At 60.2% G+C, this 19,787-nt stretch carries 16 protein-coding genes; 8 read left to right on the top strand and 8 right to left on the bottom strand.

The features are described 5' to 3' along the window. A partial coding sequence (locus BV034_RS21840; RefSeq protein ID WP_265593314.1) for an autotransporter outer membrane beta-barrel domain-containing protein occupies positions 1-453 on the top strand: 453 nt, incomplete at its 5' end. A 99-nt stretch (positions 454-552) separates the two neighbouring features. On the opposite strand, the gene BV034_RS21845 is transcribed toward BV034_RS21840, so the two are convergent. After that, a complete protein-coding gene (locus BV034_RS21845; protein ID WP_050029100.1) occupies positions 553-1,236 on the bottom strand; it encodes an NAD(P)-dependent oxidoreductase in 684 nt (227 codons plus the stop codon). Between the two features lie 158 nt (positions 1,237-1,394). Between BV034_RS21845 and BV034_RS21850 the strand changes: the two genes are divergently transcribed. The 3 genes from BV034_RS21850 to BV034_RS21860 all read left to right on the top strand — a co-directional run bounded on the left by BV034_RS21850 (position 1,395) and on the right by BV034_RS21860 (position 3,416). Then, positions 1,395-1,775 (top strand): helix-turn-helix domain-containing protein, encoded by a 381-nt coding sequence (locus BV034_RS21850; protein WP_050029101.1) that lies wholly within the window; start codon positions 1,395-1,397, stop codon positions 1,773-1,775. A 119-nt stretch (positions 1,776-1,894) separates the two neighbouring features. Continuing rightward, positions 1,895-2,479: a TetR/AcrR family transcriptional regulator gene (locus BV034_RS21855; RefSeq protein ID WP_050029102.1), complete on the top strand. Its 585-nt coding sequence runs from the start codon at positions 1,895-1,897 to the stop codon at positions 2,477-2,479. A gap of 85 nt (positions 2,480-2,564) precedes the next feature. After that, the gene (locus tag BV034_RS21860; protein ID WP_050029103.1) at positions 2,565-3,416 is read left to right on the top strand and encodes an oxidoreductase; all 852 of its coding nucleotides are present in this window, start codon (positions 2,565-2,567) and stop codon (positions 3,414-3,416) included. Between the two features lie 45 nt (positions 3,417-3,461). Here the strand turns inward: BV034_RS21860 and BV034_RS21865 are convergent, their stop codons facing one another. From BV034_RS21865 to BV034_RS21885, 5 genes are all read right to left on the bottom strand, one after another. After that, positions 3,462-6,116 carry a WD40 repeat domain-containing serine/threonine-protein kinase gene (locus BV034_RS21865; protein WP_265593315.1) on the bottom strand — a complete coding sequence of 885 codons (2,655 nt, stop codon included), beginning with the start codon at positions 6,114-6,116 and terminating at the stop codon, positions 3,462-3,464. Positions 6,117-6,223: 107 nt separating this feature from the next. Then, positions 6,224-6,880: a sigma-70 family RNA polymerase sigma factor gene (locus tag BV034_RS21870; protein ID WP_265593316.1), complete on the bottom strand. Its 657-nt coding sequence runs from the start codon at positions 6,878-6,880 to the stop codon at positions 6,224-6,226. A gap of 258 nt (positions 6,881-7,138) precedes the next feature. Beyond that, on the bottom strand, positions 7,139-9,277 hold the full coding sequence (locus BV034_RS21875) for an FAD-dependent oxidoreductase (protein ID WP_050029106.1): 2,139 nt from the start codon (positions 9,275-9,277) through the stop codon (positions 7,139-7,141). A 64-nt stretch (positions 9,278-9,341) separates the two neighbouring features. Further along, positions 9,342-9,527, bottom strand: a complete 186-nt coding sequence (locus BV034_RS21880; protein ID WP_050029107.1) for a hypothetical protein — start codon at positions 9,525-9,527, stop codon at positions 9,342-9,344. A gap of 38 nt (positions 9,528-9,565) precedes the next feature. Further along, the gene (locus tag BV034_RS21885) at positions 9,566-10,498 is read right to left on the bottom strand and encodes an AraC family transcriptional regulator (protein ID WP_050029108.1); all 933 of its coding nucleotides are present in this window, start codon (positions 10,496-10,498) and stop codon (positions 9,566-9,568) included. 164 nt (positions 10,499-10,662) lie between these two features. On the opposite strand from BV034_RS21885, the gene BV034_RS21890 reads away from it, so the two are divergent. The 3 genes from BV034_RS21890 (at position 10,663) to BV034_RS21900 (ending at position 17,131) form a co-directional block, all read left to right on the top strand. Next, complete coding sequence (locus BV034_RS21890; protein ID WP_050029109.1) at positions 10,663-11,526, top strand: phosphoenolpyruvate hydrolase family protein; 864 nt, start codon at positions 10,663-10,665, stop codon at positions 11,524-11,526. 38 nt (positions 11,527-11,564) lie between these two features. Then, on the top strand, positions 11,565-12,020 hold the full coding sequence (locus BV034_RS21895) for a GxxExxY protein (protein WP_050029110.1): 456 nt from the start codon (positions 11,565-11,567) through the stop codon (positions 12,018-12,020). Positions 12,021-12,100: 80 nt separating this feature from the next. Next, positions 12,101-17,131 carry a PVC-type heme-binding CxxCH protein gene (locus BV034_RS21900; RefSeq protein WP_050029111.1) on the top strand — a complete coding sequence of 1,677 codons (5,031 nt, stop codon included), beginning with the start codon at positions 12,101-12,103 and terminating at the stop codon, positions 17,129-17,131. 77 nt (positions 17,132-17,208) lie between these two features. Here BV034_RS21900 and BV034_RS21905 read toward each other — a convergent pair whose 3' ends face one another. Beyond that, positions 17,209-18,168, bottom strand: a complete 960-nt coding sequence (locus BV034_RS21905; protein WP_050029112.1) for an amidohydrolase family protein — start codon at positions 18,166-18,168, stop codon at positions 17,209-17,211. Positions 18,169-18,260: 92 nt separating this feature from the next. Further along, on the bottom strand, positions 18,261-18,959 hold the full coding sequence (locus BV034_RS21910; RefSeq protein WP_050029113.1) for a DUF1080 domain-containing protein: 699 nt from the start codon (positions 18,957-18,959) through the stop codon (positions 18,261-18,263). Positions 18,960-19,117: 158 nt separating this feature from the next. Here BV034_RS21910 and BV034_RS21915 point away from each other — a divergent pair, with 158 nt between their 5' ends. Then, complete coding sequence (locus BV034_RS21915; RefSeq protein WP_050029114.1) at positions 19,118-19,435, top strand: hypothetical protein; 318 nt, start codon at positions 19,118-19,120, stop codon at positions 19,433-19,435. Positions 19,436-19,787: the final 352 nt, after the last annotated feature.

The following is a 19,787-nucleotide window of genomic DNA, read 5'->3' on the forward strand; positions in this document are numbered from 1 at the left end:
GGTTATGACTTCCGCAGGGGCAACTGGACCTTTGGCCCCCAGGCCAGCCTGCAGTACAGCAGGGTCAGCATGGATAGTTTCCGCGAACGAGGGGCGGACAGCCTCGACCTGCGGCTGGCGGATGCCGATTCAGAGAGCCTGCGCAGCTATCTGGGCGCCCGGGTTGCCTACACCATCGCCCTGAATGATCGGGTGACGCTCATTCCCGAAATGCGCGCGTTCTGGCAGCATGAGTATCTGGATGGAGGTTCGTTGAACGCCAGCCTGAACGGCGGGCAGGGACCGGCCTTCCTCTATGACATGGAACGCAATGAGAAGGATGCCCTGTTCCTGGGAGCAGGGATCGGTCTGCAGGTGGGTCCGCGGTTCTATGCCAATCTCTACTACAATGTAGAACTGGGACGTGAAGATCCCAACCACAGAGTGAGCCTCAGTGCCACGTGGAGGTTCTAGGAACAGCAACATTCACAACTGCAATCCAAGCCGTGGGCCTCTGTATTCCTCATGCAGAGGCCCACTGTTTTTGGCCCGCCTGAGTCCGACGCGCTCTGATCAATAGGCCACAGTAAATCTCTGGCGGAGGTGCGTCGGCTGCTCCAGCTCATTGATGAAGGCGATGGCATAGTCCTCGGCAGAGATGCGGCTTTCACCTTTCTCATCCGTCAGCAACTGGTCGCCACCAAGGCGGAACTGTCCCGTCCGTTCTCCCGGGAAAATGACCGCGGCGGGGCTGACGTAAGTCCAGTCCAGCGAGGTGTTGGCCTTGAGGGCATCGAGTACTTCGCGATGCGCTTCTGCGGTGGCTCTGTAGGCTTCAGGGAAGCCGGGGGCATCCACCAACTGGACGCCCGGAGCGACCTCCAGCGAGCCGGCCCCTCCCACGCACAGGAGCCGCTTCACACCGGCCTGGGTCAGGCCCTCAATCAACGCGGCAGTGGTCGGCTTGAAGCCTGCCGGGTCGCCACCGATGGAACTGATGGCCGCATCGTGGCCGACCGCTGCTGCGGCGATGCTTTCGGGATGGAGCGCATCACCCTGGATCACCGTCACGCTGCCGTTGATCGCGACAGGCTGCCCAGGAACATAGTCCTCGGCCGGAGTGGCGGTGTTGCGTGATTGCTGGAGGAATTTTTCGGGGTTGCGGGCGACCACTGTCACCGTGTGACCACGGGAGAGGGCTTCATTCAGAATGCGGCTGCCGAGGGTTCCGCCGGCGCCAAAAAATACGATTTTCATAGTGTTTGATTTGTGATTAGGTTCTGTTTCGAATCCTGGTTACGAATGAATACTGAGATGCCATTTTCCGCAAGAGGGGTTGTTTTTGTAACCTGGTTACGTCTGCGTAACCGCCTTCGCAGTTCAGCCCAGGCCTCCCAGCATCTGGTTCTATGAAAATGTCTCTTCCCCCTGTGCAACGCGGTAGCGACCAGGCGGAGCTCTGCCCCATCCGCGATGTGCTGGACCGCATCGGCGACCGGTGGAGTCTTCTGGTGCTCCTCCATCTCACCCAGGGAACACAGCGCTTCTCCGTTCTGAAGCGGGCGGTGGGCGACATTTCGCAACGCATGCTGGCTCAGACCCTCCGCACGCTAGAACAGGAAGGCTTCGTCACCCGGCAGGTGCATCCCAGCGTACCTCCGAAAGTGGAATACACGCTTACCCCTCTTGGCCACTCGCTGATCGAGCATCTCGCACCTTTGGTCAGTTGGGCAGAAAGTCACCACCAAGCAATCAAAATGGCCCGCAAGGCCTATGTGCCACCTGTGTCAGCGTAGTGCGCGTGTCCAAATGGCACCTTGGTTCTGGAGAGAGCTGTGTCCCCCGCTCGCTGCCATCTAAAAGACTGTCGAAACTAAAACTTGACTGACTAGTCAATTCATGACACCTTCCATCGGTGAAAGAGAAAACCGACCAACCGAAGCGCTCGCAACTGATGCGAGCCGCCCTTGAACTTTTCGCGGCCAATGGCCTCGCTGTGCCGACAGCGAAGATCGCCGCCGTTGCGGGTGTGGCCAACGGCACTCTCTTCAACTATTTCCCCAACAAGCAGGATCTCGTCGATTCACTGTATCTCGACATCAAGAACGAGATCATCGACTTGTTCAACGAAAGTGGAGCGCAGCGCGCGGCAAACCTGCGGGACGCTTCCTTTTTGATCTGGAAGAGTTTTGTGGTGTGGGCATTGGCCAATCCCCTCAAGCAGCAGGTGATGAACCTTCTGATGAATGCCAACGCCCTCTCGCCAGAAGCACTCAAGCAGTCCGAGAGTATCTTCCGTCCGGTCAGAAAGCAGCTGGAAGCGGGCGTCAAGCGCGGCGAATTCATGTCGGGACTCGGCATCGATTCCATCCAGCAGATGAAGGGGGCGCTGATCACCGTTTGCATTGCCGATGCCCTGGCTCGCAGTCTCAAGGGCAAGGCGCTCGAAACCCACATCACCACGGGATTTGAGGTCTACTGGCGGGGCGTCGCCCGCTGATCGCCCCTATCCTTCTTACTCCAAGTCGGTTCCAAGAACTGACTGACTAGACACTCTAAACCATCACAAGATATAATCTAAATCCATGAACAAACCACTCAATCAACGCACCGCGCTCGTCACTGGCGCATCGTCCGGCATCGGCGAGGCCACGGCCCTGCGCCTGGCATCCCTGGGGATCACCACTTACGCGGCGGCGCGGCGGGTGGAGAAGATGGAGCCGCTCAAACAACACGGCATCCGCGTGATCAATCTGGATGTCACCGATGAAACCTCCATCAAGAGCTGTGTGGAGCAGATTGCCGCAGAAGCCGGCGGTATTGACATCCTGGTCAACAACGCAGGCTACGGCTCCTATGGCTCCATTGAGGAGGTGCCACTGGCCGACGCACGTCGTCAGGTCGAGGTGAACCTGTTTGGCCTCGCAAGGCTTACGCAACTGGTCATTCCCCACATGCGCGGGCAACGGTGGGGAAAGATTCTCAACGTCACCTCCATTGGCGGTCTGCAGGCAGCCCCCTACGGTGGTTGGTACCATGCCACAAAGTTTGCCGTGGAAGGCCTCACCTCTTCTTTGCGACAGGAACTGGCCCCTTTCGATGTGGACGCCATTCTCATTCGTCCGGGTGCCATCAAGACCGAGTGGAGCGGCATCGCCGCCGACAGCCTGCTGGCTGTTTCTGGCAACGGTCCCTACGCCCGCGCTGTGCGTGTGATGCACTCCCTGTTCACCGGACCGAGTCTTGAGAAGATGGCCGCCGATCCTTCTGTGATCGCCGATGTGATTGAGGAAGCGATCACGGCGCGCCGTCCGAAGAGTGGTTACCTCGCACCTCTTGCGGCGAAGGTGATGATTGGGATTGGCAAGCTCGCTGGCGGTGACCGTCTGCGGGATGCCATCACTCGTTCCTTCATGAAGCTGCCGAAGAAGATGTGAGATGAAGTACTGCGGAAAGCATGGCTGGAGCCAGCGCCCCCTCCGTTACCTGCCTTCATTCACCGGCCAGTCCATGCCAAGCAGGAGGAGCTCGCGTTGGATCGTGTTGAGGTTCCAGAGGATAACGGAACCATCTTCACGTTGCTCACCCAGCAACGATTCCTGTTTGTCAAAAGCGAGCGCAACAGGACGGCTGCCCGGCTCCAGGGACGGGTTGGGAAGCTCGGCGATCACCGCCCCATCGTGAACACGATGCAAGCGTGTACGAGTGGCCGTTTGCACGGCAAGCAACCTGCCATCAGGCGACCAGGTGGCCATGTGGAAGGGGTCAGTGGCTGCAAGAGTAAGAACACATTGCCCACTGGACGTATTCCACAAGGTGACAAGATGACGACCGACGACGGCGAGTGTGAGGCCATCAGGTGCGAAGGCCAGGTTGCACCCGGCCTCCTGAACAGGCAGATGACGTGGTGGAGAAGTGGATGACAGAGACCACAGCTGTATGCTCCGCTCTTGAAAACTGCTGGTCGCGGCGAGCCGGGCATCCGGTGTGAGAGCAATGGAAAAGGGATCTTTTTGCGCCAGGACCTTCACTGGCCGTGTGGTGTTGGGATGGGTGAGCAAGAAGCGGTTGGCAGGACGCTCCAGCAATGCGAGCCAACCTGGAGGCTCCGCCGCCGCATCCAGAAGCACGGCACCCACATAAGGTGCCTGCCCACCTTCCGCTGCCAGATGTCGTCCGGCACTCAATGCCACGCCATCAAGACTTCTTAAACCAGAGGACCAGCCACACGACTGGAGGCCGTCGGAGAGAAAGCGGGCTCCCATCCATTCCGTGCCGTACTTCGCAATGACCAGCCGATGAGCGCCGGTCTTAAGGTCCCACAACCGCGCCCCTTCGTCGGTCACCCATGTAACACGCCCGAGCCTGGCATCCAGATCCAGTGTGCAGAAGGACTCGCGATGCCCCTCAGCACCAACGGGTCGAAGCATGCGGACGCCGGCTGGAAGGATGACCGCGATACGGCAGGGATTGTTGTCCACATCAGACCAAAGGATCTGGGCGCCGGCAGCATCCCACCGCGGAGGATGGTTCACAGGAACACCGCAGCGCTGCATGACAAGATCCTCGCGGCGCTCCAGATCCCAAAGATGCAAGGCTCCCTCCTCCGTCTGACAGGCAATGAGTCGTTGGTCAGAATGCCAGGCGAAAGCGATCGCTGCGCTCTCCCGTCCGTGAACATGCGACACCGCACTAGCATCGCCAACCTTCCAGAGATAGGTGTTCTTAGCCAGGCAACCCACGGCGAGCTCGTTGCCAGCCTGATTCCACTGCAAAGCCGTAACGCTGTCTTCGAGTTGGAACACAGCTTCAGTCCCGCCAGATCGATCCATAATGCGCAGTTCGCGATCATGAGAACCACCGACAGTGGCGCTGCGCCCGCTTGCGGGTGCGAATGCACGCCTGTGGCGCTGAGGCTTGGCAAAGATGCCAGTCTTTTCGTTAAGGGGTCCCTCAGTGACAAAATCGCCATGCGCCAGGGCGCGGATTGCGAGGCTGCGCAGCAACTCACTGGGACGAAATGTCCATTCCGCTTGCAACAGGTCCAACGCTTCGCGGCGGTGGCCTGCCCGATGAGAGTCGAGCAAAAGCCGCACATGGCCAAGCCGCTCCAGATGGCGGTGTTCAGCGCTCACTTGCTGGTCCGCCTGAAGTTGAACCGTGTCAGCCTGTTGAACGCGCTTCATTGAGATGAGCATGGAGCCCAGCGATGCAATGATGGCAAAAGCAGTGGTGAGAATGAGCGCTGTCACCAGAGGGTTGCGCCGGATGAGCCGGCTGAGGCGGACCAGGGGTGATAAAGGACGCACGCTCACACCACGCCCATCCAGCCAAGCCCGGAGGTCTCGTTCCAGCGCGGCGGCGGACGCATAGCGATCCTCCAACTCAGGCTCCAGGGACTTGCGGCAGATGCGCCATAGATCCAGCGGCACACCGTAGTGCGTGAGCGGCACGGCCCTGCCATGGGCAACGAGTTCAAGTACCTGGGTGACACTGTCTCCCTTGAACGGCGGGCGCCCGGCTAGCAGGTGATAGAGAATGGCACCCAAGGAGAAAATATCAGCCGCCGGGGAGGGAGTCCGACCTTGTGACACCTCCGGAGCCGCGTAGCCCGGTGTTCCCAGAACGGCAAGGGTGTGGCTTAGCTCCGCACTGGCTCTGGCGGGCCTGGCCAGGCCAAAGTCCCCCAGCATCGGTTGGCCTTTCTCATCGAGCAGAATGTTGTGCGGCTTCAGGTCACGATGCAGGATGCCGTGATCGTGCGCGTACTGCACGGCCGAGGCAACGGTGGCGAGCATCTCCGCCGCCTTGCGTGGCGGTTGAGCCCCTGTCTCCTGCAGGCGGTCGGCCAGAGTGCCTCCTTCGGCCAGTTTCATGGCAAACCACGGCCGGTCTTGGAACTCACCCACCTCATAGATGGGCAGGATGCCGGGGTGGTCCAGTAACGACAACATCCGCGCTTCCTGGGCAAAACGCTTCAGCAGCGACGCGCGTTGAGAGCCTCCCCCGACCGCTGGCACCTTCAGAGCCACGGCACGGCCCGTGGCTTCGTGAAAGGCCAGAAACACTTCGCCCATGCCGCCCTCCCCCAATGGCGAATCGATGATGTAGGGGCCGATACGGTCGAGGCCAGCCAAACTGGTGGATCTGAGAATGCAGGCCGCACAAAAGGCATGACCTTCCGCGGAAACAAGGGGCACCCCACAGTGCTCACAAACCTGCCCGGACATCGGCGGCGCCCCGCTCATGCAACCGGCCCCCCGAGTATCTCCGACAGATAGGCCATCTCGCCCTCAAGTTCGACAGCATTGGCCACAGTCCGGCTCACTTCCTCGCGCAGGATCTCCCGGAAGCGCCGCCGCAAGCGAAACACACGGGTCTTCATGGCCGTAACGCTGATGCCGAGTCGCGCCGCAATTTCCCGCTGAGGAATGGTCGCATCGCCATGAATCAATGCGGAAGTCTGCGCTGCATCCATGCCTTGCTCACTCGTCTCACTTTCCAGCCGGGCCATGCTGTGTGCCATCATGGTTTGAGCCCATTCCAGATCAAACAACCTTGCATGATCTGCCTCATGCGGGGCCGACTGATCCAGCGCATCGAGAGGCAGCGCCACATTGCCACCCCCACGCTTTTGCGCGCTGGCCTTGCGCCGCAGCTTTTGCACATGATGACGCAGCGCCCCCACAAGATAGGCACGAAAGCGGCCATGCTCGCTGTCTGCGCGATCCAGCGACTGGCTCTCGAAGAAACCAATAAAAAAATCCTGGGCCACATCTTCCACCTCGGATTCAGAAATACCCATCCGTCGCAAATAATCGCATATAGGCCGCCAGTAGAGCGTGTAGAGCTCGCTTAATGCTTCCCGGCGGGGTTCCGGGGAAAGCGAAGCGCTACGCACGAGAGACCACCGTGTCGTGGCAAAATGAGCGTTCATTGGCAAGGAGGGGGCTTGACCACCTGCCGGATAACCTGAACAAGGTGGTAGGTACTCCTATGCCATTGGGCATAGTCACGATCAACATGTGATGTGTAGCTTTCACCGTCTTCGTTCATTTGAAAATGGGCCACCCCGAGTCGACAAGGACATGCGGCCAAAAGAAAAGGCCGCTTGGGATCACCAAGCGGCCATCAAAGCTGGGAAAAGCTGATCTCCCTGTTACTTCTTGATCCACTGCACTGCGTCCACGATCACGTGGCCATCCGTGCCTTCGTTGGACACTTCCACGACTGCGTCCTGACCCGCTTCAAACTTGAAGGTTCCCAGAGGATAGAGCACGCCGTCGATGGGGGCCTTCTCCTTCTGGTTCACCTTCACGGTCTTGACACCTTCCGCGCTGCGGATGGTAACAGGAACATTGCTGGCACGGTTGGCCAGGGCCTGGTAAGCCAGACGCACTTCATACTGGCCCGCTTCCTTGAGCTGGGTACGGAACACCGCCTTCTGATGGCCTTTTTCTGCATTGCCATCGTGGGCGTAGCCAGCACCGATGAACGGGGCAGCACTGGCACCATGCGACTCAAAGCCGGTCAGCACCGCGTCAACATCGTCCACCACCACGCCACCGAGCTTGGCCTTGTCGAGAGCCTCAATCATCGGCTTGGCTGGCGATTCAAAGTCCAGCACCTGCTTGTCGGCATCCAGCTTGGCCTTCAGTGTCGCATAATCCAGCTTCTGCAGATCCACCTTGGCATCGATGGCCAGGGAAGCGGCCGTGGCGGCGCTCTGCCCCAGCACCATGAACACCGGCTCCATGCGGATGGAACCAAAGGCAATGTGGGAGGAGCTCAGGCACACCGGCACGAGCACGTTCGTGCACTCCGATGCCTTGGGCACGATGGAGCGGTAGCTGATCGGATAAGGGCGGCTGCCCACCTGCACGTCGCCTTCATTGCGGACGAAACCTTCCTTCGTGATATAGCGCTGCACATGGTGGGAGTCCATGTTGTAGGCCCCCATGCCCACGGAGTCTGGCACGATCTCAAGACGGCGGCAGTTCTTCTCCGTCATCACGTAGTCGGACACCAGACGGCGGGCCTCACGCACATACATCTGGCGTGGAAAGTGGCCGCTGTCGGCGAACTCATCCTTGGCCAGCCCTAGCTTGGTGAAGTGCTCACGAATCTTCTCCGGCACACGCGGGTGGTTGGCATAGGTCCACATGAGGCCCAGTTGGTAGTCACGATGCTGCTGAATGATCCGATCCCGGGTGGCATAGTCACCATCCGGATAGTCGTAGTTCATGCCGATGTTGTCCGTGCTGATGGCGAAGTTGTTGTTCGTGTCCGTCTTGCGATTGGGCATCCAGACCGGATTCCAGGAAAGACGCCCATCCCCGGCCTCCACGTTGCGCAGAGCCAGTTCAAAGTTTTTCTCATCGTAGTTGGCCGGTTTGGGCCAGGGAAGACGGTTCTCCGGCACATCGGTGGTGCACATGCGGAAGTTGTAGGCCTGAACCCGGTGGTCGCCGGCGAATTCTTCGCCAGGAGCTTCCTTCTGGACGCCGGGCAGCACCCCGCTCTTCGGATCGCCTGGTATCACGTAGGGATCCACGTCCTTGATGAACTGGTGGCTGCGGGCATGGCCGGTCTGCACGCCGTTGAGTTTTTCATCGTACTTGGCGTTGGCCTCGCGTCCCACATGGTACGAGACACCTGCCTTCGCGAAGAGGTCACCTTCATAGGTGGCGTCGATGAACATCTTGCCTGCGAACGTGCGGCCCGACTCCATGACGATTTCCGTGATACGAGTTCCATCTTTCTTGACCCCGTTCTTGAGGTCCAGGCGCTCGCCATAGACCACCGGCACCTTGGCTTCGGCAATCATCTCGTCGTAGATCTTCGTAGCCACGTGCGGCTCGAAGGTCCACATCGTCTCTTCGTTGGGCGTGTTCCCGCCGTGACGCTTGGCAGCATACTCCTCACGTTTCTGCTGCACCCAGGACTGGTCACGCTGATAGTGCTGCCACACACGGTGGTAGAACTCCCGGGACATGCCGCCGATGGCCTTCTTGTTCCCGATGTCCGTAGCCCCCAGTCCGCCAGTGGTCAGGCCACCAAGGAACTTGGTTGGCTCGATGATCACCACAGTCTTCCCCATGTGGACCGCCTGGATGCCAGCCGTGATGCCACCGGAGGTGCCGCCATAGACGACGATGTCGTAAGTCTCGGTCTTGGCTTCAGCTTTCGCTTCGCCCTTGGTTTTTACCTTGGGCTTTTCCTTTTCCGCCTGCGCCGCCAGAGGCACGCCGCAAAGCGCCGTTAGGGTAAGTGTGAGGAGGGAACGTTGGAACGTCATGACAGGGTAAGGCCACGACTCCCTCTTTTGGACAAGAAATCGATCGAGGGACACAGCACCCCGGCTAGGGGGGCGCGTTTGCGGCCTGCCCAGCAGCGGCTGGTGTCGCGGGTGCCACCCCAGGTTTCAGCCCTTCCCGCTTGGCATTCTCCACCTTCCCCACCGCCCAGAAGATCCATCCTGCCAATGCCACCAGCGCGGCCAGCAGCAACCACATGATCCAGGTGAAAATCGTCTTGGGCGTGGACATGAACTCAATGAATAGAATAAGCAGGAATAAAACAGAGACTACGCACGGTGAGTGCGGGCCCGATGCTCGCTGGGCCGCCACCCCGTCCATTTCTTGAAGGTGGTGGAAAACACAAACGCATTGTGATAGCCCACCGCAAGGGCGATGGACTCAATCTTGTCCTCCGTGCTGGACAGCAGCTCTGCGGCATGCCGCATGCGCAGATAGGTGAGCTGGCGCATGGGCGACCGGCCCAGTTGCTGCGTGGTGAGTCTCCGGAGATGCTCTTCGCTCATGTGCACCTCTTGGGCCAGTTGGCTCAGCGTCCACGGTTCTCCCAGCCGGTGGGCGATCTTCTCCCAGAGTCGGGAGAGGCGGTCATCCATCTGCCAGGGTTGGGCAAATCTCAGCACATAGGTCTGTACGAGCTCCACCCAGTGGTGCATGGCCACCGGGGCCGGGGTCGGCGGAGCGGAAGAAGGAACCTTGTCGCCGGTGGACTCAGCCTGTGAGCGCACGCACTCCGCATGCAGCCCCAGCATCGCCAGCCGCAAGGGCTCGGGGTCAAATTTGGCCAACACCGGCGAACTGGCCGAAACCAGGGGCCTCTGCTCCGGCACCGCCTGGTAGCGCACCCAGACAAAGTTCCAGGGCTTGCTGGGCACCGCATGAAAGGCGTTGAGCAGATGGGGAGGCAGGAGGCAGGCCATGCCCGCCCGGCATCTCTGCCAGCGTCCGTCCACGAGGATCCGCCCCTCCCCACCGTAGCAGGCCATGAAGTAGGTGCCGCTCTGCTTCATCCGCACGATGTTGTAGGGAGACTGGGCTTCGCAGATGCCGAGGTGAGCGATCCGATGCTGGGCCAAGGCGCTACAGGCAGGGGCTTTAGCCAGCCATTCCCGCCGGTCTCGCACGTCCACCCGCACCACCTTTTGCGTGGTCGCCTCCCCCAGGATGTGGGTTTCGGATAGGTCTTGGTGCGTCTTGCTCATGCGACGGTAAGTGAAAAAAGCGGGCAGGAGGCGTTGGTTTCTGAGATGCTAAATCCGCGTCGATCCACGCCTGCGATTCGGTCCAAAAGACATGAAGCGCGTGAATGGGTTCCGTCGCAACGCCAATCCGCAAACCAAAACCAAAAATCAGCAATTCCAAACTCATGCCCAATCCCTGGACCGGAATCGGTAATCCCTACACCCGCCAAGAAGTCGTCGATCGCTTCAATGCCACTCTGAAGCGCGGCGAGCCTCTCATCGTCGCCGGTGCCGGCACCGGGATCAGCGCCAAGTTCATTGAGCGCGGCGGGGCGGACATGATCATCATCTACAACAGCGGCCGCTTCCGCATGATGGGGCATGGCTCCACCTGCGGTCTCATGGCCTACGGTGATGCCAACGAGATCGCCATGGAGATCGGCGAGTACGAAGTGCTCCCCGTGGTGAATGAGATCCCCGTGGTCTGCGGGGTGCATGCCAGCGATCCCCGCCGCCGTATGTGGCACTGGCTGGGCAAGGTCAAGGACATGGGCTTCTCCGGCGTGAACAACTTCCCCACCCACACCATCGTGGACGGTCACTTCCGCCAGGTGCTGGAAGAGACCGGCATGAGTGTGAAGAAGGAGTTCGAGATGATCGGTCTCGCCCGTCGCATGGACCTCTTCAGCATCGTCTACGTGGCCACCCCGGAGGAAGCCGTGGAGATGGCCAAGCAGGGGGCGGATTGCATCATCGCCCACGTCGGCACCACTGTTGGTGGCAGCATCGGAGTCACCAGCGCCGTTGTCTCCTGGGACCACACCGTGGCCCGCACCCAGGAAATCATCGATGCCGCCAGCCAGGTGCGGAAGGACATCTTCTTCCTGACCCATGGCGGCCCCATCAACACACCCAAGGACGTGGAGTTCATCCTCGGCAAAACCACCGCCCACGGCTTCGTCGGTGCCAGCAGCCTGGAGCGCATGGGCGTGGAAGAAAGCCTGACGAACCTGACCAAAGAGTTCAAAAAGGTGCCGTTCAACCAGTAAAAAGACGCTCCCCGAAAGGCAACCGCTAACGGACGCTCATGAACGCTAACAGCTTCCCGGATCTACATCCAAACCCGGACAAACCCTTCTCACAGGAAGGGTACGCCTTGGTAGGTGCAGCCATCGAGGTTCATCGAACCATCGGTGGAGGTCTTCTGGAGGAAGTTTACCAGGAATGCCTGGAGTTGGAGCTGAGCCGTCGCGGCATTCCTTTTGCTCGCCGACCTGAACTGGCCGTCTTCTACAAAGGCAGTGAACTGCGCAAGCGGTACATTCCTGATCTTTATGTTCACGATGGCATCGTCGTGGAACTCAAGGCCACCAGCGAGATCATCCCAGAGCACGAAGCCCAGTTGATCAACTACATGCGTATTGCCCGCAAATCCGTGGGCTATCTCCTGAACTTTGCTCCAGTCGAGGGAGTCGAATGGAAGCGGATGGTCATCACAGATTTCGCATCTCGCGCTCGTCCACGGATCAGCGGCAACTCTTGAGCCCCTCTAAAGCCCGTGTTGGAAATTGTCAGCGCCTGTTAGCGTCAGTTAGCGGTTTTCTCTCATTCTCATTGTTTATTATGAAAGCACTCATCCTCCTCACCCTATGCGCCGTGCTGCCGTGCAGCATGCTCGCCGCGGCGGAAGCCCCTTTGCGGGTCTTCATCCGGGCGGGACAGAAATCCCACGCCCCGGGGGCCCATGACTATCCCCAGTTCTTGAAGGACTGGGTGCCGCTGCTCAAGGAGCGCGGCATCCAGGCCGATGGCGCGCTGGACTTCCCGACCAAGGAACAGCTCGACAACACCGACGTCCTGATCCTCCACTCTCAAGAGGCGGGGAACATCAAGATCGGTGAAGAACGCAAGAATCTCCTGGAGTTTCTGAAGCGCGGCGGCGGTCTGGTGACCCTGCACGCAGGGGCGGTCTCGCAGGATGCGGACTGGTTCAAGAGCATCATCGGCGGCTCCTGGCGTCAGGGCACCACGAAGTGGCTGGAGGGGCCGATGCACCTCTACTTCACGGATCGTGAAAACCCGATCACGAAGGACTGCTCCAACTTCGCGATGGACGATGAGATCTACTATGACATGGACATCCTGCCGGAGGCCCGCATCCTTGCCGGTGCTTACACGCCCAAGCCAGCCGGGGCCCGAAATGCGCAGGCGGCCAAACGGGCTGAGGAGATAACAGGTGGCGGAAAAAAGGTCTCCATCTACGACATCCAGCCGCAGATGTGGACCTATGAAACCACGGCACCGGAAGGCCGCACCGCCTACCGCTCCTTTGTGAGCATTCCCGGCCACCTCTACATCAACTTCAACCGTCCCAACTACCGCGCCATCCTGCTGCGTGGCATCGCCTGGGCCGGGAAGAGGCAGAATGCAGATGAGTTCTGCAAGCCCGAGGAACTGGGCGACGGCCTCCGCTACGTGGAAGGCGGCCCCACCCGGCCAGACAAGGCCGCAGCCCTCATCGAGGTGCACCCGGAGTTTGAGATCTCCCTGGTCGCTGCCGAGCCACTCATCAACAAGGCGATGAATGTCGACTGGGATGAGAAAGGCCGTCTCTGGGTCTGCGAAACCCCAGAATATCCCAACGGTCGTCGCGTGCCCAACACCGATGCCTGGAAAGAGTCCGGCTCGATCTCCAAAGAAGGTTATGACCAGCGCGAGCCCCGCGATGTGATCTCCATCCTCACCGACACCAATGGCGACGGCGTGATGGACAAGAAGAAGATCTTTGCCGACAAGCTCGAGCTGGCCACTAGCTTCTGCTTCTACAAGAAGGGCGTCATCGTCTGCGCCGCCCCGGACATCTGGTATTTTGAGGACACCGACGGCGACGACGTGGCTGACAAGCGCACCAAGCTCTACAGCGGTCTCGGCAACGGCGACACCCATGCCGTGATGAACAACCTCCGCTGGGGACTCGATGGCTGGGTCTATGCCACTCATGGCTACTCCGCCGGCGACGTGACCTCTCTCGGAGCCAAGTCACCCAAACCTCCCGTGCGCATCGCCTCCGGCGTCGTGCGCTTCAAGCCGGATGGCTCTGAGATCGAGATGTTCTCCTCCCGCGGTGGCAACACCTGGGGGCTCGACATCACCTGGGATGGTCAGGTCTTCTGGACCCAGCCCACCAGCGGCACCGTCTTCTTCCACACCGTGCTGCCGGAGTATGTGCTGGCAAAGGGCAAGGTTCCTGGAACCAACTCTTGGAAAGGCATGATCACCGGACAGAAAACCTTCCCGCTCATGAGCTGGCCGGAGCAGGCCTATGTGCAGATCGACCAGGTGGGCTCCTTTACCGCCGCCGCTGGCTGTGCCGTCTATGAAGGTGGGGCCTGGCCTGAGAAGTGGAACTACAGCTACTTCACCACCGAGGCCACGCTCAACATCGTGCACCAGCAATTCGTGAAGCCCGACGGCGTGAGCTACACCGTTGAGAAGGAAAAGGGCCGTGAGGAAACCGAGTTCATCCGCAGCAAGGACCTCTGGTTCCGCCCCATTGAGAACCGCGTGGGCCCCGATGGTGCCCTCTATGTCGTGGACTTCTACAACCAGGCCGTCATTCACAATGACACCCGCGGCCCTCTCCATGGCCCAGCCAATGCCGCCGTCCGTCCGGACCGCGACCACTACTTCGGCCGCATCTGGAAAGTGCAGCACAAGCAGGCCAAAAAGCTGAAGGTACCCGTGCTGGATTCGACCAATCTCAAGAGTTTGACGACCGTCCTTGATACCAGTCCCAATGCCAAGGTGAAGCAGAACGCCTGGCGTCTCATTTCCGAAGGCACCCCGGCTGGCGCCGAGGCAAAGACGCTGGAAAAGGTGGCCCACATTCCCCAAATGGGCAGCAAGGTCCTGCGGCAGTATGAACAGCTCCTGGCGCAACAAGGTGGCGCCAAGGCCATCTGCGACAAGGGGATCGCCGACTTCCTCGCTGCGTCCGATGACTGGACCCGGTCCGCCATGATCGCGGCCCTTTCCTCGTACCCTGTGGCCGCCGTTGCCGATGCCCTTCAACATCCACGCGCCGCAGGGCTCACAGTTCTGGTGGAGCCCCTCGTGGCCAAGGCACTGACGGGAGACGAAGTCAAAGTGGAGCTCAACGGCAAGAGCATCACGCTCACGCCCTCGCAGAACGCCACCCAACTTCTAAGCGCCTGCGCTGAGGCCCCGGCGACCTCCGACGCCCTCAAGATCGTCGTACTTCGATCCATCGGCTCCGCCAGCGACCTCAAGGTCAACCTTACTCCTGAACTGGCCGCCACACTGAAGAAGCTGATCAGCCAGCCAGCCCTCGCCTCCTCCACCCTTCCCCTCGTGGTGAAGTGGGATCAGGCCGGCACTCTGGCCAATGACGTGAAGTCCCTGGTCAGCCAGTTCTCCACCCAACTCGCCGACAAGGCCCAGTCCGTGGAGTCCCGCATCAATGCCGCCAAAGCGTTGATCGGCGTCGGTGGTGAAGGCCGGAAGGCCGTCGTCCCCGTGCTCACGGCCAGTGACAGTCCAGCACCGCTACTGTCCGCCATCATTGAGGCGCTGGGCAACAGCGGTGATGTGTCTGCCTTGGTGTCCACCTTCAGTTCCCTGCAAGGTGCCGTTCGCACTCAGGCCTTCGACCAGATCCTGCAACGTCCGGAAGCCACGCTCGCCTTCCTCGGTTCCGTGAAGGATGGCAAGATCACGGTGACCGACCTCGGTCCCGGCAATGTCGCCCGACTGCGCACTCACCCGAACAAGGCCGTGGCCAAGCAGGCTGCCGCCCTGATGGACACCCTGAGCCCGCAGACCAAGCAGAAGAACGAAGCCATCGCCGCTCTCACCCCCGAGGTGCTGAAGCCCGGCAACGTGGCCAACGGCAAGCTGATGTTCACAGCCGCCTGCGCCATCTGCCACAAGTTGGGTGATGTGGGGACACGCGACGTCGGCCCACCGCTCACCGGCATGGGCGCTCATGGCCCTGCGGAACTGCTCGTGCACATTGTGGACCCCAACCGCGAGGTGGACCCCAGCTTCTGGCAGTGGAACATCACCACCACCAAGGGCGAAACCCTGGTCGGCGTGATCACCAGTGAAAACGCCGCCAGCGTCACCTTGCGCAGCCAGACAGGCGATGTGGAGATCCCTAAGGCGAACATCGCCAACCGCGAAAACACCCGCCGCTCCCTCATGCCAGAAGGCTTTGAGGCGCTCGGACCGGAAGTCATGCGCGACCTCCTCGCCTTCATCTGCGGTGGCAGCGATGCCAAATTCCGCATTGTGGACCTGGCCAAGGCTTACACCGCCGACACCCGTCGCGGTCTCTTCAACAAAGAAGAAGCCACGGGCGACACGGTGTTCCTTTCCAAGTTCGGCAACGTGACCGTGGACGGCATCCCCTTCTACATCATGGATCCCGCCAAGTCCTCCTCCGGGATGAACGTCGTCACCCTTAAGGGCGGCGGTGACAAGACCTTCGCCCACACCTTCCCCCAGAAGGTCGCGGCACCGGTCGGAGTGGCGGCCAAGAAGCTGCACCTCTTGAGCGGCATCGCCGGCTGGGGCTTCCCCGCCATCAAAGATGAGCGGCCAGTGCTGAAGCTGACCGTGACCTTTGCAGACGGCCAGACGGAGGTTCATGAAATGAAAAACGGCGTGGAATTCGCCGACTACAATCGTGAAATCGACGTGCCCAAGTCCGCTTTCGCGGAGGGTGTCGTGTCCCGTGGCCAGCTTCGCCTGATCAGCCTGAACATCTCCAAGGCCTCCGTGATCTCGAAGGTCGAGCTGGAAAGCTACAACAACGGGGTCACCCCTGTGATTGTGGCCATCACCGCCGATGTCGAAGGCAAGGCTGGAGCCAAGCTGAATGCCGCCCCGCGCCAGCCTGCTGCCGCAGCCGCCCCAGCCCCTGCTCCTGCCAAGAAGCCCGAAGACGAGATGCCAGCCCCCCTCCCCATCCAGTGGGAGGACGGCAAAATCAAAGTCCTCATCGTCGCGGGCGGATCCTCCCACGACTTCCGGAAGTGGTTCGAGGAGTATGACAGCCAGTTCCTCAAGGCCGCAGGCTTCTCCGTGAACTACACGGAGAACAGCCCCCAGGCCACGGCAGAGATCAAGAACGCGGATGTCGTGATCAGCAGCACCAACCGCACGTTCTTTGACACCCCCGCCTGGCGCAAGGCCCTCTTCGACCACGTGGAGGCAGGCAAGGGCGTGATCATGCTCCATCCGGGCACCTGGTATGGTTTCCCCCGTTGGCCAGAGGTCAACGCGAAGATCGTGGGCGGTGGCTCCCGAGGCCATGACAAGATCCACCCGTACGATGTGAACACGCTCAAGAAGGATCACCCCGTCATGGCGGGCGTACCGGCTAGCTTCAAAGTTGAGGACGAACTCTACTACATGAATGCGGAAGCCGTGCCGGAAGGCACGCTGCCGATCGAAGTCCTGGCGGAAACCTCCCCCAGCGACAAGTACAAGAAGCCCCACCCTGCCGTCTGGGTCACCCAGAATGACAAGGCCCGCATCGTCGGCATCACTATCGGTCACGATGGACGCACCCACGAACTGCCAGGCTATCAACAGATCCTCATCAATGCGGTGAAGTGGACCAAGAAATAACTTCCTGAGCCGCTTTAACCCCCGAGACCAAAAGGCCGTCAGCTCTGCTGGCGGCCTTTTTGCGTTTGAGGGGGCGATCAGGAACGGTCAATCCACTTGTAAACTGCCTTCCCGTTGTCAGAGAAGTACTTCCTCGCCGCCGTCTTGCCCTTGCCCTCGATGTACTGCCGGACCAATTCCACCACTACGTGAAAGGGCGCCCCGCGATCGCTGACGGGCCAGTTGCTGCCGAACACCAGCCGGTCCTCGCCAAAGGCGTGCCAGACCATGTCCAGCACCGGTGCGTAGTAGCCAGCATCCTTGGGGGCACTCCCCTTCCCGCCACTCGCACCTTCCACCAGGCCGCTTACCTTGCACCACACTTTGGGATGTCGCGCCGAAGCCTTGATCCCTTCTTTCCAGGCGCTGCTGGGATTGGCGGCATCACCGGCCCCACCCACATGATCCACAACGATCCGCAGTTCGGGGACCTTCACCGCAAGTTTGTCCACTGCCATCAGCAGGTCAGGACCACCGTTGACATCCAGCGAGAGATCCCGATCCACCAGACGCTTGATGCCCGCGAGAAACTCCGGCTCCTCCACCCCTTTGATCAACCTCGACCCGCCCACACGAATGCCCCGGAACACCGGATTGGCCGCAAACCGCTTCAACTGGTCCCCAAACTCCGGCGTTCCCGGGTCCAGGTTGCCCACAAACCCAACGATGCATTTCTCCCGCTCCGCAAGTTCGAGGATCCACTGATTGTCCTCCACCCTCTTGCTGGCCTCAACGACCACCGTCTTGTGAATGCCCAGAGGATTGGCCAGAGCCTTCCAGTCGGAAGGCATCACTTTGCGGTAGAGCGACGTTCCCGGTTGGGGCCAGGGCACCCCTTCCGGCCGGGTGGGGTCATAGAAATGCGTGTGGGTGTCCACGATCTCTATCTCACCTGATGGACCCGCCTCCTGCGCAAAAGCGGGTGTCATCAAGGTAGCGGTGGTCGCACCCAAGAGTGTCCCCATCACCTGACGTCGATTGTAGTTCTCGCGCTTCATCGGGATTCAAACGCAAAAAGGGGATGAGGTTGTTCGCCTATTGCAGAATTGCCTGCAGCGAAACCTCATCCCCCAAAGATCCAGCGATCCGACTACAGTTCTTTGATCTTCACATTCTTCCAGCGCACGCTGAACGGCCCGGTGCCCTTCTTGATGCCGTGGACCTGAAAGCCGATGTGGCCCTCAGGATCATTGGCCTGCTTAAAGTCGGCCGCCTTCACGCCGTTCACGAAGCTCTGGTAGTGGTCACCCTTCACCACGATGCGATACTGGTTCCACTCGCCCTTCTTGAAGGCGGCCTTGGCCGCCTCGGTGCGCACGGCGTCCTTGGTCTGGGTCAGTTCGCTCCACCAGGTGCCGCGGCGCGCTTCGTCGTAGAAGTCACCGGCGGTGCCGTTGACGGCAATCTCACACTGCGGGCCATAGAGTCGACCAGCCGGGAGAGGCTTCTTGGCCCCTTCAGGAGCTGGATCACCTTCCTTGGCCAGATGGCTGCGCACCTGCACACCAGAGTTGAGGGCGTCGTCCACCTTCACTTCGAACTCCAGCTCGAAGTCCTTGAAGCTGGGGCTCATGAGGAATGAGTTGGGGCTTCCTTCCGTCGTCGTTCCCACCAGCACGCCGTCTTCGATCTTGTAGCTCGCGGTTCCACTGACAATCGTGAAGCCGTCCAGCTTGCCGTCTGAGAACCACTGTTTCCAAGGTTTGCCTTCGGCGGCGGCCGGTTTTTTATCTTCAGCTTGGGCCGTCATGAGGGCGGCCAGAAAGAGGGCAGGAAGCAGTTTCTTCATGTGTGTGTATTGGGAATATCAGGTGAGTTCACTGTCTCCCCATTGGTCGGAAAGACAGGCCAAGGGAAACGCTTCGGTGCAGGGACGATCTTTCGGCAAAATCCTCCTCATGCCCATTGCCACTCTGACACTCCATGACGTAAACTCGTCACGCCGTTATGTCAGATCTCGAATCGCGCCCCTCTACCAGCTCTGGCATGGGCTGCACTGTCTGGTTTGGAGCAGTCGTGGCCTATCCATTGATCGCGCAGGCCCTCATCGACAAGCTTGATCTAGACCAAGGACTCGTCTTGGGAGTCTTGCCCGTTGGCTGCCTGCTGACACTCATTTCCAGTGTCGTGCTGGCCAGGGCACTGCAACTGGATTCTGAAACCAAATCCCCGGTTCTGCTTTCTCTCGGCCTTTTCTTCGGAGGGATGTTCCTCAGCGTCGCGGTGTTCTTCTTCGGCTGCTCCAACCTTGACTTGGGCCTCTAGGGCAAAGCCATCTTGGAAAAGAAGTTCCCACGCAAGCGACGTCCATATGCCGCCTGACTGAGGGCTGTAGGCCCGGAGTCATTCAGAGATCAGAAGCTCCATGCCAACGGCGTGATACAAAAGAGCCCGGGGTCAGACCGCGAAGCGGTCGCCACCCCGGGTTCCTGGCAGAGAGGTTGGAACTCCAAGGGAGTTCTACAAACCGTCCAAGCTACCCTGAAGGCATTCCTGGCAAGGAGCTTTAGCTTGCCAGTCGCGATGCATCACGGCAGCCCCATTCGCATTCGGTTTTGATCGATTTCCGGCCAACCCGGTCGAAAGGCGGGTGGCGAGTAAAGAGCTATACACTCCC

This window comes from Verrucomicrobium sp. BvORR034 (assembly GCF_000739635.1).
GTDB lineage: Bacteria > Verrucomicrobiota > Verrucomicrobiia > Verrucomicrobiales > Verrucomicrobiaceae > Verrucomicrobium.